The 14,143-nt window shown below is 69.7% G+C and carries 14 protein-coding genes and 1 pseudogene; 3 read left to right on the top strand and 12 right to left on the bottom strand.

The window, feature by feature from the left end:
- Positions 1-269 precede the first annotated feature (269 nt).
- Entirely contained in the window at positions 270-1,235 is a 966-nt protein-coding gene (locus CG723_RS31365) for a class I SAM-dependent methyltransferase (RefSeq protein ID WP_100596899.1), read from the top strand.
- Positions 1,236-1,734: 499 nt separating this feature from the next.
- On the opposite strand, the pseudogene CG723_RS31360 reads toward CG723_RS31365, so the two are convergent.
- The 4 genes and pseudogenes from CG723_RS31360 to CG723_RS31345 all read right to left on the bottom strand — a co-directional run.
- Positions 1,735-2,418 (bottom strand): annotated as a pseudogene (locus CG723_RS31360) (SDR family oxidoreductase); the annotation flags it as partial.
- Between the two features lie 148 nt (positions 2,419-2,566).
- Complete coding sequence (locus CG723_RS31355) at positions 2,567-3,526, bottom strand: PDR/VanB family oxidoreductase (RefSeq protein ID WP_100596897.1); 960 nt, start codon at positions 3,524-3,526, stop codon at positions 2,567-2,569.
- Entirely contained in the window at positions 3,523-3,783 is a 261-nt protein-coding gene (locus CG723_RS31350) for a hypothetical protein (RefSeq protein ID WP_324905509.1), read from the bottom strand. The genes CG723_RS31355 and CG723_RS31350 overlap by 4 nt, the downstream gene beginning before the upstream one ends.
- A complete protein-coding gene (locus CG723_RS31345; protein WP_100596896.1) occupies positions 3,780-4,847 on the bottom strand; it encodes an aromatic ring-hydroxylating dioxygenase subunit alpha in 1,068 nt (355 codons plus the stop codon). The genes CG723_RS31350 and CG723_RS31345 overlap by 4 nt, the downstream gene beginning before the upstream one ends.
- Before the next feature lie 316 nt (positions 4,848-5,163).
- On the opposite strand from CG723_RS31345, the gene CG723_RS31340 reads away from it, so the two are divergent.
- Positions 5,164-6,417: an RNA-guided endonuclease InsQ/TnpB family protein gene (locus tag CG723_RS31340; RefSeq protein WP_100596895.1), complete on the top strand. Its 1,254-nt coding sequence runs from the start codon at positions 5,164-5,166 to the stop codon at positions 6,415-6,417.
- Positions 6,418-6,456: 39 nt separating this feature from the next.
- On the opposite strand, the gene CG723_RS31335 is transcribed toward CG723_RS31340, so the two are convergent.
- The 8 genes from CG723_RS31335 to CG723_RS45930 all read right to left on the bottom strand — a co-directional run bounded on the left by CG723_RS31335 (position 6,457) and on the right by CG723_RS45930 (position 13,944).
- Complete coding sequence (locus tag CG723_RS31335) at positions 6,457-7,269, bottom strand: IclR family transcriptional regulator (protein WP_234374623.1); 813 nt, start codon at positions 7,267-7,269, stop codon at positions 6,457-6,459.
- 93 nt (positions 7,270-7,362) lie between these two features.
- Entirely contained in the window at positions 7,363-7,497 is a 135-nt protein-coding gene (locus CG723_RS48745) for a hypothetical protein (RefSeq protein ID WP_267893745.1), read from the bottom strand.
- Entirely contained in the window at positions 7,494-7,949 is a 456-nt protein-coding gene (locus tag CG723_RS31330; protein WP_100596893.1) for an aconitase X swivel domain-containing protein, read from the bottom strand. The genes CG723_RS48745 and CG723_RS31330 overlap by 4 nt, the downstream gene beginning before the upstream one ends.
- The gene (locus tag CG723_RS31325; RefSeq protein WP_100596892.1) at positions 7,946-9,247 is read right to left on the bottom strand and encodes an aconitase X; all 1,302 of its coding nucleotides are present in this window, start codon (positions 9,245-9,247) and stop codon (positions 7,946-7,948) included. The genes CG723_RS31330 and CG723_RS31325 overlap by 4 nt, the downstream gene beginning before the upstream one ends.
- Before the next feature lie 10 nt (positions 9,248-9,257).
- Entirely contained in the window at positions 9,258-10,547 is a 1,290-nt protein-coding gene (locus CG723_RS31320) for an FAD-dependent oxidoreductase (RefSeq protein WP_100596891.1), read from the bottom strand.
- 30 nt (positions 10,548-10,577) lie between these two features.
- Positions 10,578-12,272, bottom strand: a complete 1,695-nt coding sequence (locus CG723_RS31315) for a dihydroxy-acid dehydratase domain-containing protein (RefSeq protein WP_199841960.1) — start codon at positions 12,270-12,272, stop codon at positions 10,578-10,580.
- Between the two features lie 65 nt (positions 12,273-12,337).
- Positions 12,338-13,756 carry an MFS transporter gene (locus CG723_RS31310; RefSeq protein ID WP_100596889.1) on the bottom strand — a complete coding sequence of 473 codons (1,419 nt, stop codon included), beginning with the start codon at positions 13,754-13,756 and terminating at the stop codon, positions 12,338-12,340.
- On the bottom strand, positions 13,753-13,944 hold the full coding sequence (locus CG723_RS45930) for a hypothetical protein (RefSeq protein ID WP_159032597.1): 192 nt from the start codon (positions 13,942-13,944) through the stop codon (positions 13,753-13,755). Before CG723_RS45930 ends, CG723_RS31310 begins: the two co-directional genes overlap by 4 nt.
- On the opposite strand from CG723_RS45930, the gene CG723_RS46510 reads away from it, so the two are divergent.
- Positions 13,943-14,083, top strand: coding sequence for a hypothetical protein (locus CG723_RS46510; protein WP_159032596.1), 141 nt, complete (start codon positions 13,943-13,945; stop codon positions 14,081-14,083). The two genes, CG723_RS45930 and CG723_RS46510, sit on opposite strands and share 2 nt — an antisense overlap.
- The last annotated feature ends 60 nt before the right edge of the window (positions 14,084-14,143 follow it).

The raw sequence follows: 14,143 nt of genomic DNA, 5'->3' as shown, positions 1-14,143 counted from the left end.
GAGCCGGCGCTTGATGGTCCGCGCTGACAGACCGTCTTCGCCGTCCTCGAGCCGGACGACTTGGGACCTCAGGGTGTGCCAGGTTGCACGGCGTGGACGGAAGAGCCGAGCGGCGAACCCTCGCTCAGGGGCAGGTCCGCCGCCGATCGAGCGGGCTGCAGACCGTGGCCGGTGTGTAGCCGAAGGTTCTGCCCTCGAACGGAGTTATCTGGAGCCATGGTCTGGGCTGGCCGACTGGCCTTCGTCGCCGAAATGAACTGGTGGGCACTGTGGGACACGAATCGAAGAAGAGGTCGGCCTACAAGGGGACATCGTCGAAGGCGATTCTTCATCAATACGATTTCTTGGGTGACTTCTACCGGCTGACGCTGGGCCCCGAGCTCGTCTTTTCCTACGGCATGTGGGAGGAGGGCGACACACTAGACTCGGCTCAGATCCGAAAGCTCGACTACCACGCCGAGGCAGCGCACACCGACGGCGCGGACCATGTGCTCGACATCGGCTGCGGATACGGCAGTCTCCTGCACCGACTGGTGAAGAATCATCATGTCAAGCACGCCGTAGGGATCACGATGAGTCCCGGCCAGGCCGCCTGGGCCCGTGACCAGCACTGGCCGGGCTGCGAGGTCCGGGCCGAGAACTGGTTCGATCACGAACCGGACAGACCTTACGACGCCATCATCGCGATCGAGGTAATGGAGCACTGCGCGGGAAACACTATGTGGCGAGCGAAGCGCGTCGCCCGATACCGGGAGTTTTTCCAGCACTGCCATTCCTGGCTGCGGCCGGCCGGACGCCTTTCCGTACAGGTCAACGCCTGGAATGAGCGCGGATGGCTCGCCTCCCTGGTCCTGCCTCCCCAGCAACTGGACCCGCATCGGAGTGGCGTCCGTGAACGCCTCGGCCTCAAGGACATCCTCGGCGGCATCAAGAACGTACGCGAGGGCCTTCACGCGTCGCGAAAGGTGTATCCCGAGTGCTTTCTTCCGACCTTGGACGAACTGATCGAAGCCAGCCGTGGCTTGTTCAGCATCGTGGAGGCGCGCAGCGACCCTGACGACGGCGTCGCCACGGTACGCAGCTGGTTGGAAAGGGCAGAGGCCAACCACGTACGCGGAGCGGAACTCATCGGCGAAAGCGCGGTGTCAGACATCATCAGGGAGCAGAAGACCGCGCTCAGGTTCCTGCGCGAGGGCCGCTTCACCGTCGTTCGCATGGTCTTCGAGAAGGTGTGAGGGCGCCAGCCAGCGATCTTGCCCAGGGTTACCCGTCCGCATCGGACGAGCACCCGATCCAGCACCCGCTACCAGTCGCCGGCAGCACCACCCCACCTGCCCCAGCACGCCCGAGGATCGCCTCGCAGACAGCGACGACGCCCTCATTGGCGCCGCCCGCACGCAGATGCTGGTCGACCTCTCCCTGCGCTCCGCCCCGTCCTCGTGGCTACGGACCGTCGGCCTCACGGCACGCGAGACGGGCTGCTGCTTGTTCGACCCTCACGAACCGGATGATGGATGCGGAACTTGAGCAGAAGCTGGCTGTGATCCAGGAGCGTTGGTCCCGCGCCCTCGGGTGTTGACTGGTGCTCACCGGCGCCGGTGCCAAGCTGTCGAAGTCACTCATCCGCGAGGGCAGCGCTCCGCCCCTGCCCGGCGCCAGGCCATGGATGCTCGACGCAGGCTCGAGCCAGGTCGGTTTGGCGCCGCCGTCCTCGCCGGATGTGCGGCATAAGACTCAGATCTGGTTGAGGCCGCCGTCGACGTACAGGCTCGAGCCGGTGATGAAGCTGCTCTGCTCAGAGGCGAGGAACGCCACCGCGGCAGCGACCTCCTCCGGCCGCCCGATCCGGCCCAGCGGCACCTGCGCCGCCAGTTGCTGCCTGAAGGCGGCGGCCTGCTCCTCGTCCGGGGCGAGCCCCGACAGCCCAGGGGTGTCGATCGGGCCCGGAGTGACGGCGTTGACCCGGATGCCGCGTCCCTTGAGTTCGTTGGCCCAGGTCCGGGCGAACGAACGGGTGGCTCCCTTGGTCGCCGAGTACACGCCCATCGTCTCATTGCCGGAATCCACGTTGGTGGAGCCGTTCAAGATCACCGAGGCGCCGTCGTTGAGCAGAGGCAGTGCCTTCTGAACGGTGAACAGTGTGCCCCGGACGTTGATTCGGAAGTGGGTGTCGAAGTGCTCTTCGGTGACCTGCTCAAGTGTCGCGAACTCGGCGACGGAGGCGTTCACGAACAGCACGTCCAGGCCCTGGCCCCGGTTGCGGACCGCCTCGTAGACGTGGTCCAGGTCGGCCAGGTCCGAGATGTCGCCGACCACCGCGGTGGCCGCCGCTGAACCGATCGCTTCGACGGCCACATCGAGTTCGGTCTTGCGCCGTCCGGTGATGAAGACGTGTGCGCCCTCGGCCGCCAGCCGTACGGGATGCAGGACGCGCAGGTTGATGAACGCGGCAAGGGCGGCTTCCGGGGCGGGTTCAGCGGGTGGCCTGCTCCTCGCTGCGCGTGGCGGAAGGTCCCGGCCGGAATCCGGCGGGACCTTCGTCGTTCCGTGGCTGCGGTGACCGCCGTCAGCGTTCGAGGGCCAGCCTCGAGCAGCCGGGGGCGGCCCGGGAGACGCAGACGAACATCACATCGTTGGCCGCTCGCTCGTCGGGCGTCAGCAGGACGTCGCGGTGGTCGATCGTGCCCGACAGGACGCCGGTCTCGCAGGTGCCGCAGGTGCCTTCCCGGCAGGAGGAGAGGACCTCGATGCCGGCCTCCTCCATCACGTCGAGGATCGTTTTGTCGGCAGGCACCTGTAGAACCTGTCCGGAGTCGGTCAGCTCGACCTCGAAACCCTCAAAGACGGCGTCCGAGTCGGCCTCGAGCGCCGTGAACCGTTCGGTGCGCAGCGTGCCGGACGGCAGGGGCGTGCACACGCACTCCAGGGCGTCGAGGAGCGGCGCCGGCCCGCAGCAGTAGATCGGCGCGCCGTCCGGACGGCCTGCGACGATCCCGGCCAGGTCGAGGAGTCCGGTCTCGTCCTGCGGGCGGACGACGACGCGGTCGCCGTGGCGCGCCACAACGTCGTCCACGAAGGCCATCGAGCCCCGGGTGCGGCCACCGTAGTAGAGCCGCCAGTCGGCACCGGCTGCGTCGGCCGAGGCGAGCATCGGGAGGATCGGCGTGATGCCGATGCCGCCCGCCACGAAGACGTATGCCGCCGCCGGCTCCAGCTCGAAGTTGTTGCGCGGACCGCGTGCCTTGATCGGATCGCCCACGCCGAGCTTGTCGTGGACGTGCGCCGAACCGCCGCGGCTTTCCGGCTCGCGCAGCACGGCGACCTGCCAGCTGCTGCGGTCGTCCGGATCGCCGCACAGCGAGTACTGCCGCACCAGCCCGTCGTCGAGCAGCAGGTCGATGTGGGCCCCGGCGGACCAGGCAGGCAGCTCGGCCCCGTCGGGGCTGCGCAGTTCGAGTAGCCGGACGTCCGCGGCCGGCTCCGTGGCGGCCGCGACGACCAGCTCCAGCTCGATCTCAGTGTTCACGCGTCCACCAGCTCCGGCTCGGGGTCGGGTACGGCGGAGTCGGTCCGGCCGCCGCCGTGCGTGTCCGGGTGCGCCAGGAGCCACTCCCACAGGGCGATGGGGTCGGTGTCCTCGTGGGCGGTGCCGCACCAGCAGTAGCCGACGAGCACGTCGGTGTTGAGCTTCCACACCACCCGGTAGACGGTCCGCCCCTTGAGCATCTGGGTGGGCGCCGGCAGGTCCGCGCGCACGGGGGCGGCCTGGTTGGGGCTGCTCATGGCGCGGTCACCGCCTTCGCCGCGGCCGTCCTCTCCTCGCCCTGGGCGACCAGCTTGGTGAGGATCCGGCGGGCGGCCAGGGCGCCGGTGTCGATGTTGATCGACAGCTCCTGGTAGTTCTCCTTCTCGCCCTCGACGACCTTTTCGAGCAGGTCGAGCGCGACGACGTCCTGCATGACCACCGTGTGGTTGTTGGTCGCGAGGAACGCGGTGACCTCCTCGTCGTCGAGCGCGAAGTCACGCGAGACCATCCAGAAGTCCAGGGTCTCGTGCTCGGTCGACGGGGTGATCCCGTAGGTCACCTCGACGTGGAAGGCCTTGTCGTCCGGGCCCTCCTCCGGCGGCAGGACGCCGGCCGGGGCGATACGGCTGTGCAGCAGGTAGAGGCACGGCGCGTGGTACTCGACGTCCTGCCAGCGGGTGATCCGGCCATCGATGCCCGTGGACTTGGAGTAGAACGGCGGGCACTCGGCGTCGTCCATGTGGCGGCTCACGTAGACGACGTTGGCGTCCTCGTCGACCTCGGTCGTGATCGGCGTCTCGGCGACCTCCGGCGTGCCGATGTAGCCGCCGTGGAGGTAGGTCTCGTGGGAGAGGTCCATCAGGTTGTCGACCAGCAGGCTGTAGCGCGCCTTGAGCGGCTCCATGCCGCGGACGACCGTGTAGTCCGGCGAGTCCAGCCACGGCGCCCGCGGGATCAGCGCCTCGTCGGCCAGCTCCTGGTCACCGATCCAGACCCACACCAGCGAGTCCTGCTCGCGGACCGTCCAGGCGGGGACGCGGGCCGTGCGCGGGATCCGCTTCTGGGCCGGTGCGGCGACGCAGGCGCCGGTCTTGTCGTAGGTGAAGCCGTGGTAGCCGCAGACGATCTGGTCGTCCTTGAGGTGGCTGAGCGACAGCGGGTACCGGCGGTGCACGCACCGGTCGGCCAGCGCGACGACCTCGCCCTCGCCGGTCCGGTAGAAGACGAGCGGCTCTCCGCAGATCGTGCGTCCGAGCAGGCCGTCGCCGATCTCTTCACTGTAGGCGGCGACGTACCACTGGTTCACAGGCCAACTGGGCATCGGTGTCTCCTTGTGTGTCTCTCGCCCGGCCGAACCCCGTCCGGGGTCCGGTGCGACGACCGGGTTGCCTCACGTTGACTGACGCGGCCCTCTGCGGCCCAGGGCACTTCCGATGTACGGAAGGAAAGGAATTTCAGCGTGCTCTTGCGAGGAACCCAGGGGTTCACCCCCGGGAGGAATCGCATCCGGTAACGGCGATGCTCCGTATCGCCGCGGCACGGGCGCGGAGCGCCCGCAAGAAACCGGGCCGAGTGCCCGGTGAGGAATGTGCCCTGTTCGAATGCCGGTACGTCGAGCGGCAGGTAACGTCACGGTCGTGAAGCTGACCGTGCAGGTGAAACTCCTGCCGACGCCGGTGCAGGCGGCGGCACTTGAGGAGACCCTGCGTGCCTGCAACGAGGCCGCGACCTGGGTGTCGTCCGTGGCGTTCGAAAGAGATGTGAAAAGCAACTTCGCCCTGCGCGAGCACACCTACACGGCCGTCAAAGACCGGTGGAGGCTCGGAGCTCAGGCCGCCCAGCACGTCATCAAGAAGACCTGCGACGCGTACACGACGCTCAAGGCGAACCTGACGGCAGGAAACCTCGGTAAACCCTCCTCCAAGCGCTACCGGCGGGCCACCGAAAAGCCGATCGCCTTCCGCCCGGAGGGCGCCCAGCCCTATGACGACCGAATGCTGTCCTGGCAGTACACGCAGCGCACGGTGTCGATCTGGACCCTGTCCGGTCGGATCAAAGAGGTGGCGTTCACCGCCGCCCCCGAGCATTTGGCCCGCCTGGCTCTGTGCCGCAAGGGCGAGTCCGATCTGCTGTTCCGCGACGGTATGTGGTTCCTGACCGCCACCTGCGAGGTTCCCGAGGCCGAACTCACCACCGGCGTCACGGAGTTTCTCGGGGTCGATCTGGGGATCGTGAACATCGCGACCACCTCGGACGGTCAGATCATGGCCGGACGCCGGCTGAATCGCGGGCGTCTGCGCGAGCGCACCCTGCGTACGAAACTCCAGCGTAAGAACACCCCGTCCGTCAAACGGCGCCTGAAGAATCGGCGTCGTAAGGAGGCGCGGCGGGCGCGGGACATCAACCACAAGATCGCGAAACATGTGGTGGCCGAGGCAGAACGCACCGGACGCGGAATCGCCCTGGAAGTCCTCACAGGCATCCGCGCGCGGGTACGGCTTCGCAAGCCCCAACGGGCCACCCACTCCTCCTGGGCATTTGCCCAGCTCGCAGATTTCATCGCGTACAAGGCCCGCAGAGCGGGGGTGCCGGTGGTGCACGTCGATCCGGCGTACACCTCCCGCACCTGCGCACAATGCGGGCACATCGACAAGGCGAACCGGGCCAGTCAGGGCCGTTTCGTATGCCGGTCCTGCGGTGTCGTTGCACACGCGGACTGGAACGGCTCCCGCAACATCCGCCACCGTGCGGAAGAGTTGTGGCGATGCGGGGCGCAGTCAACCGCCCCGGACCCGCCCCCGAACACCGGGCGTGGGACAGGACGCAAACGCAGCACCACAGCCAGTGGCGCCCGTTGTGCAAGCCTGGGACTTTCCGTCCCGGGTGGTTGACCTCGCGCCCGACGGACCCTCAGCCCACGCCCACGGACCTCAGCCCGCGTCCAGCAGACGCCGGCCACGGGTCGGCCGGGTCGGTTCCCAGCCCAGGGCGCGGGAGATGCTGCGGCTCGCCGCCTGTACCGCGGGGGTCAGCGCCGTCGGGGTGAGGGGGCCGTCGGAGCGGACCACGACGGAGAGCGCCGCCACCACCTCGCCGCCCGCGCCACGTACGGGGCAGGCGACCGACAACGCGTCCTCGGTCACCTGACGGTCGCTGAGGGCCGACCCGGCGCCACGCACTTCGGCGAGCATCTTGCGGAGCACCGCGGGGTCGGTGACGGTGTACGGCGTCCAGTGCCGCAACGGCTCGGCCAGCACCCGCTCCTGGACCTCCCGAGGAGCGTGTGCCAGCAGGACGAGTCCGACGCCGGTGGCCGGCAGGGCGAAGCGCCCGCCGACCTTGGTGAGGACCCGGATCGCGCCACGGCCGGTGATGCGCTCCACGTAGACGACCTCGTGACCCTCGCGCACGGCCAGCTGCACGTTCTCGTGGGTCGCCTCGTAGAGGTCCTCCATCGCGGGCAGCGCGGTCTCCCGCAGGGCGAGCCCGCGGGGCGCCGCGCACGCCGCCTCCCAGAGCCGGAGTCCGATCTGGTAGCCGCCGTCGGCCTCTTCCAGCGCGCCCCACTCGATGAGGTCGGTGACGATGCGGTGGGTGGTCGTGAGGGAGAGGCCGCTCGCCCGGGACAGCTCGGAGAGGGTGAGCCGCGGGCGGGCGGCGCCGAAAGCGCCCAGCACGTCGAGTGTGCGGACGCTGAGGGAACGGGCGTCGCGCCCGCCCGTCGCTGCGCTTTTACCAGGCACCGGCGGCTCCGGGATGCTCGGGCTCCTGGCGGGAGACCGCCGGGAGCAAGGCGCGCCCGATCGTGTACCGGCGGGCGCGGGGCGATATGAGGGCTACCGTACGGCCCCGCCCAGGTCGCCGGGGCGGCCTGGGCCGAGGGTGTCCGACCGGTCACCCGCGCCTCGGGGGCCGTCACCGGTGAAGTCGGTGACGGCCCCCGAGGCGCGGGCGGGGCGCGGACTCGTCACCGCGGATGATCTGCCCGCGGCCTCGGGCCGTGCACCACCACCAGCCCGTTGTCGGCGTCGACCTCGACGCGGTCGCCGGTCGCGATCCTGGCGACCGGGTCGTCGTCGAGCTCGGTCACCGTGGGGACGCGGGTCACGATTGCGCCCAGGGCGGCCTTGGTGGTCAGGTTGGTGAAGACCATCGCCAGCGGTGCGGTGCCCATGAGGCGGGTCGACTGGAAGAAGCCGGACCAGCCCGAGGAGCCCTTCGCCCCCGGGAAGACCAGCACCTTGCCGGTGAAGCAGACGCCGTAGAGCTCGTGCCTGCGCTCGACGATGGTGCCGGTGGCCGGATCGATGCCGCCCCAGCCGGAGATGGTCTCGTGGGAGACCAGGGCCTCGCCCTCGACGCGCCCCGGCACGATGCCGCGGCCGCGGAGCACAAGCCGCCGGGGTTCTGCGACGCTGGTCATCGGACCACCGCCGCGGGGGCCAGCGAGCCGCGCCAGCGGCCGGTCACGGCGGCGTCGACGCACTCCTCGGTGGTGCCGAACCAGGCCTCGATGCCGAGGATCGCCGGCAGGTAGTGGGCCTGCTTGGCCGAGTCCGTGGCGAACACCTTGGTGCCCGCCGGCGCCACCCGCGACATGGCCGGGCAGGAGTCGGTCAGGACCCGTCCCCCGGCGCCCTCGATGGTGGCCGTCCATCCGTTGCGGTCCGCGACGGAACGCAGCGCGCGCGGCGTCATGACCCACAGTTCGGTCCCGGCCGACAGGGTGCGGCCCTCGAGCGCCCGCGCGACCCGGCCGATCTGCTCGAGCGAGGCGTGCGGGCAGCCGATCAGCACGAAGTCGACGTCCTCGCTGTTCCCGATGGAGTTGAGCGAGTCGTACATCGCGCGGCGCTCCGCCTCGCCGTAGTGCAGCGGCTCGGGCGGGGCGGCGCCGCCGAAGGCGGCCTCCAGGGTCGGTGCGTCGGGGGTGCGTCCAGGGATGTGGTACATCTCGACGCCGCCCGAGGAGGCGGCGGCCGCACCGAAGTGCTTCAGGTCCGCCAGGTCGGGCTGGCCGAGGTCGCCGACCATGACCGGCCGCGCCTCCATGACCGCGTCGCCGACGAAGTAGCCGAACATGCCCCAGTCCTGGAAGCCGGTCATCCGCAGCCCGGACTCGATCAGATGGGTGCCGTACCGGTTCTCCACCAGGTGGTTGCCCCAGCAGGGGATCCGGCCGGTGATGCTCGCCGACCCGGTCGAGGCGCCCCCTTCGCAGTTGGTGCGCGCGCCGAGGACCGAGTTGGCGTACACCACCGCCGAGGACTCCATCCAGGCGACGTGCTCGCCGTAGGTCGGCAGGTTGCCCACCTGGTACGGAGTGCACGTGGCCAGGACGTTGACGCCCTTGGAGCTGTAGAACGACTCGGCGTCGGCCTGCAGCTCGATGTTGCGCTCGGAGTACGGCATGATCCCCAGCGCGTCGTTGCCGAAGCCGTGCTGGAGCTGGCAGGTCGGCACCTTCATCTGCGGCACCGTGATGTCGTCGTCGCAGTCGAGGCTGATCACCGCGAACGCCTTCGACCAGCCGCCCTCCTCGAACAGCTTCGTCTTGGCGGGCGAGGGCTGGGTGTTGGTCCCCGCCACATTGCGTGTCTCGCACAGGTGGTCGGCGCCCAGGGCGTCGGCGTACCTGATGAGCAGGTCCATCGCCGCTGCGACGGCGTCGCCGTCACGGCCGTCGCGCATGGCCTTCTCTTCGTCGGTCAGAGCGACCATCGGCTCCTCCTCAGTCCTGGACGTTCTCACGGACGCGGTCGCGCAGCGCCCCGAGGTCGACTTGGTGGACGTCCTCGCCCAGGGTCAGGTCGAGGGCGTGCGCGGCGGCGAGGCCCATCGCCGAGCAAGGGCCCATCACCCGGACGCTGGAGAGGGCGGCGGCGTCCCCGTCGACACAGCGGCCCGCGGCCACGAGGTTGTGCGCCTGCGGCGAGAGCATGCTGCGCAGCGGGACGTAGTGGACGTGGTCGGGGCCGAAGGTCTCCCATACGTAGCCCTCGACCCGGTCGTGCAGTTCGACTGGCCAGGCCGTCCGGGCGATGGCGTCGTCGAACTTCGTCTCCTGCCGTACCTCGTCGAGGGTCAGCTGGTGGGAGGCGGCGAGCCAGCGGGCCTGCCGCCGCCCCGGGAATCCGTAGGCCTGGACCTTGGCGTTCTTGAACGCCTTCGGGAACTCTTGCCGGAGGAACTTCACGACTCGGTCCGCCTGGGCGCGGCCCCGCAGCTGCGCGTCGGTGGCCTCGACGGCGGTCAGGGGAGCCTCGACGTGGGTCATGTTCATCACCGCGGTGTTGCGGCCCGGGAAGAAGAACGCGAGCCCGTCGCGGCGGACGAGGCCGTACTCGCCGGCCTTCTCGTCGACCCGGGCCACCAGCTCGGCGGGCTCCGGATTGCCGGACTCGTCGAGTCCCTCCAGGCGGATCTGCTGGGAGCCCCAGACGGTACGGTCGGGGACCTGGCAGGGCAGCCCCGCCTCCCACGCGAGCGCAGCGTCGCCGGTCGTGTCGACGACACCGCGGGCGGTGACGCTCACGGGGCCGAAGCGGGTGGCGAAGTCGACCCGCTCGATGACGCCGCCCTCGATCCCCACGCCGCTGACGGAGGCGCCGAGGACCACCCGGATGCCGAGCTCCTGGACGATGTTCTCGAACCAGCGGCCGAGGGCCACCTCGTCGTAGACCACCGTCTGGGTGTGAGTACGGCGGTAGTAGATGTCGTTGGTCTTCTCCATCGCCTCGAAGAGCTCGCCGAAGATCCCGTAGGTCAGCTGGCGGTAGTCGGGCGCGTTGCCGTAGATCCCGCAGAAGAGCCCGATCATCGAGTTGACGCACTGGCCGCCGAGGACCGGGAGCGCGTCGACGAGGACGACGTCGCGGCCGAGGCGGCGCGCCTGGATGGCCGCCGAGAGCCCGGCGATTCCGGCACCGACGACGAGGATGTCGGCGTCGAGCCGTTCGGCCGGATGGTCGGCCGGCTTGGTGACCGTGTGGACGACGAGATCGGAAAGAGCGTGGGGCATGGTGTCGTTCGTCTTTCTTGAGAGCGTTGGTCAGTTGGCGGCGGTCCGGCGCAGCGTGGCGCCCCGGTCGAGCGGCTCCACGGCGTCGGCGTACACGCCGAGCCAGGAGCCGGGCCGCGCCGGCCAGGTCTGCGGCGCGCGTGTTTCGGCGTACGCCTCGATGCGGCGGTTCAGCTCTTCGTCGTCGATCAGCAGGTCGACGGTCCGGTTCGGGACGTCGATCGCGATCTCGTCACCGGTGCGGACGACGCCCAGCGGTCCGGGCACGCCTGCCTCGGGCGAGATCTCGCCGACGACGATGCCCTTGTTGACGAGCCCCGAGAGCTGCCCGTCGGTCACGAACGCCACCTGCTCGCTCAGGCCGGCGCCGTTCAGCGCGAAGACCACGTTGGAGGCCATCCCCATCCCCGGTGTTCCGGTGACGCCAAGCCCCCGCAGCACGAGGACCTCGCCCGGCAGCACCTCGCCGCGCTCGATCGCCTCGGTGGCCTCGGGCGCTGCTTCGAAGACACGCGTCGTGCCGCGGAAGGTGCGGGCCCGGTTCTCCGTCACCGACAGCTTCACGATGCCGGAGTCGGGGCACAGGTTGCCGCGCATCAGGACGATGGTGGACTCGGCGCGCATCGGCTCGGCGCGGATCACCTCCGCGTCGACGGGGGCGCCGGCGACGGCCTCGGCCATCGGCTTGCCCGTGACCGTCATGGCGGAGCCGTCGATCCTGTCGCCGAGCTGCCGGAGCACGCCGCGAGCGCCGCCCGCGGCGTCGAACTCGTCGATCGTCGTGGGCCCGTTGGGCTGGACCGCCGCGATCGGCCCGACCTCCCGCCCGATCTCCTCGAAGAGCCGGTGGACATCGATGTCGTACGGCGACTCCGCGGCGATCGCCTCCAGATGCTTGACCGCGTTGATCGAGCCGCTGACCGCGATGACCGCCGTCACCGCGTTGCGGAACGCGGCGGGGGTCATCACCGTGCTGGGGCGCCGGTCCGCCTCGATCGCCGCCATGACGACCGGGCCGGCGGCCTTCGCGGCCGCCCACATCGTCTCGCTGTTGGCCTGGGTCGGGGCGGAGCCGGGCAGCGCCATCCCGAGCGCCTCGGCGACGATGTGCATGGTGTTGGCGGTGCCCATCCCCTGGCAGACGCCGGGGCCGGTGATGGCGCGGTCGGACATCTGGCAGAGGTCGTCGAAGCTGATGGCGCCCGCGGCGAGCTTGCCGGCGTCGACGAAGACCTCCTCGATGTCGACACGGCGACCGTTGTCGAGGACACCGCAGCTCTGGTATCCGCAGGCGACGATCACGGTGGGGACGTCGGTCCGCGCGGCCGCCATCAGCTGGCCGGGCGTCGTCTTGTCGCACGACGCCAGGCAGATCATTCCGTCGAGCTTCGCGCCCTCGACCACCGACTCGATGTCGTAGGACACCAGGTCGCGGCCCGAGAGCACATATCCGCCGCCCCGGCCGGCGGCCATGCTGAAGTCCGTCGGCGCGACGGTGCGGATCTCGAAGCCCAGCCCGCCGGCGTCGTACACCGACTGGCGGACGGCCTCCGCGACCTTGTCGAGGTGGGCGAAGCACGGCGCCAGCCCGGAGGAGGAGTTGACGATGGCGATCTTGGGCCGACGGATCTCCTCGTCGTTGTAACCCAGCGCCTTCCACTGCGTGCGGGTCGTCGCCCAGCGGGAAGACCCGATCGGATGGTTGCTCCGCAGCTCTGTGGACACCGCTTGACTCTTTCCTGGTTGTTGCTGGTGGTTCTGTGCGAAGTGACTGAGGCGGGCGTCCGTCATCAGGAGGCGGCCGCCGTCTTCACCGGCGCCACGCCGGTCGTGGGTGTCTCCACGGAGATCGCTCCCTCGGCCTCGGCCGGCAGCCGACGCTGGACCCGGCCGAACACGAACAGCACCACCACCATCACGGCCGGGCAGACCGCGAACACGGTGAACGCGCCTTGTGCCCCGAGACCGGCGTCGAGGATGACACCGCCGAGCCAGGGACCGACCATCGCACCGATCTTGGCGACCGAGGACGCCCAGGCGGCACCGTTGGCACGGATCGCCGTCGGGTAGAAGGTGCCGGCGATGCTGGTGATACCGCCATGACCGCCGTTGACGAACATCTTGGCGCCGATGACGAAGGCGACGTAGACGGCCGGGGCGAGAGCTCCGCTGCCCAGCGTCACCATGCAGACGACGGCTGCGAGCGGCATCCACAGGATGATGCCCGCGCCCTTGCGGTCGACGAACCGGCTGATGAACAGCTGCGCGACGGCGCCCGCGACGCTCGCCAGGGCGGCGATGGTGGCGGCCGCGCTCACGCTGAAGCCCATCCGCTCGTTGATCATCGGGGTCCAGAAGACCAGGAAGTAGATCAGCGCCGAGGAGAGGAGGTAGACGACCCACAGCAGGGGAGTGATGGCGGCGAGGTGGCCGCGGAAGAGCTGGGCGGGGGTGAACCGCTTGCCCGAGTGCGCCTGCTCCTGGGCCTCGGTGGTGAAGCGGGTCCCGGGCTCGATGGACAGGCCCGGCTGGAAGCGGCTCAGGATGCGGGAGATGCGCTCGTCGCTGTCGGGGCGGGCCTTCAGCGCCAGGAACTTCACCGACTCGGGCAGCAGTGGCAGCACCGCGAGGACGGTGAGCAGGGAGCAGACACCGCCGACGACGAACACCGATCGCCAGCCGTAGTCGGGGATCAGCCAGTTGGAGACGGGACCGCCGGCGGCGCCGCCGAGCGTGTAGCCGCACATGATGATGGAGACGGCGGTCACCCGGAACCGCTTCGGCGCGTACTCGGCCGCCAGGGCCCAGGTCAGCGGGAGTACGCCGCCGAGGAAGAGCCCGGATATGAAGCGCAGGGCGAACAGGTGTGCGTAGGTGTCCGCCTGGGCGAAACCGAGCATGAAGACGCCGAATCCGGCGACCGACACGATGATGGTGGGACGGCGTCCCATCCGGTCCGCCAGATAACCCATGATCAGCGCACCGATCATGGTGCCGAAGAGGCCGACCGTGCCCAGGGTGCCGAGCTGGGTCTCGGTGAGCCCGAAGTCCTTCTTGAGGTAGGTGGCGGCGAACGACAGGATCTGGAAGTCGAAGCCGTCGAGGAAAGTGATCAGACAGCAGACCGCGTACATCAACAGCCAGCGGCGGTTCGCTCGCTGACGCTCGATGATCGGGGCCAGTTCCACGAGGTGTGGTGTGGCGCTCATGGACGTCTCCTCATCGTTGAGGGGAGGGCGGGGCGGGGTGCGGGGTCAATGCGGGCCGTGGCGATGCCCTGGCCGGCGTGGACGCTGCCCCGGTCCCCGGTTCGGATGACGGTCAGCGGGTCCCGGTCCGTACCGGTCACGGTGGGGACGCGGGTGACGACCGCGCCGAGCGCGGCTGTTCCGGTCATGGCCGCGAAGACCATGCCGAGGGGTGCGGCGCCGGCGAGCCGGGTCGCCTGGAAGAAGCCCGCCGCTCCGGAAGAACGGGCCGATCAGGGAGCTCCCCACATGCTCGCCGAGCATGGGCAGGCCGTCGATCAGATGTGACCTGCGCCATGGTCAGGGCATGGGGCATCGAGGGCTCCTGTGGAAGGGGGTTGTGCCGCG

This window comes from Streptomyces sp. CB01635 (assembly GCF_002803065.1).
Lineage (GTDB): Bacteria > Actinomycetota > Actinomycetes > Streptomycetales > Streptomycetaceae > Streptomyces.
Note: the sequence above shows the minus strand (reverse complement) of the source record. Positions and strands in the feature narration are given on the sequence as shown.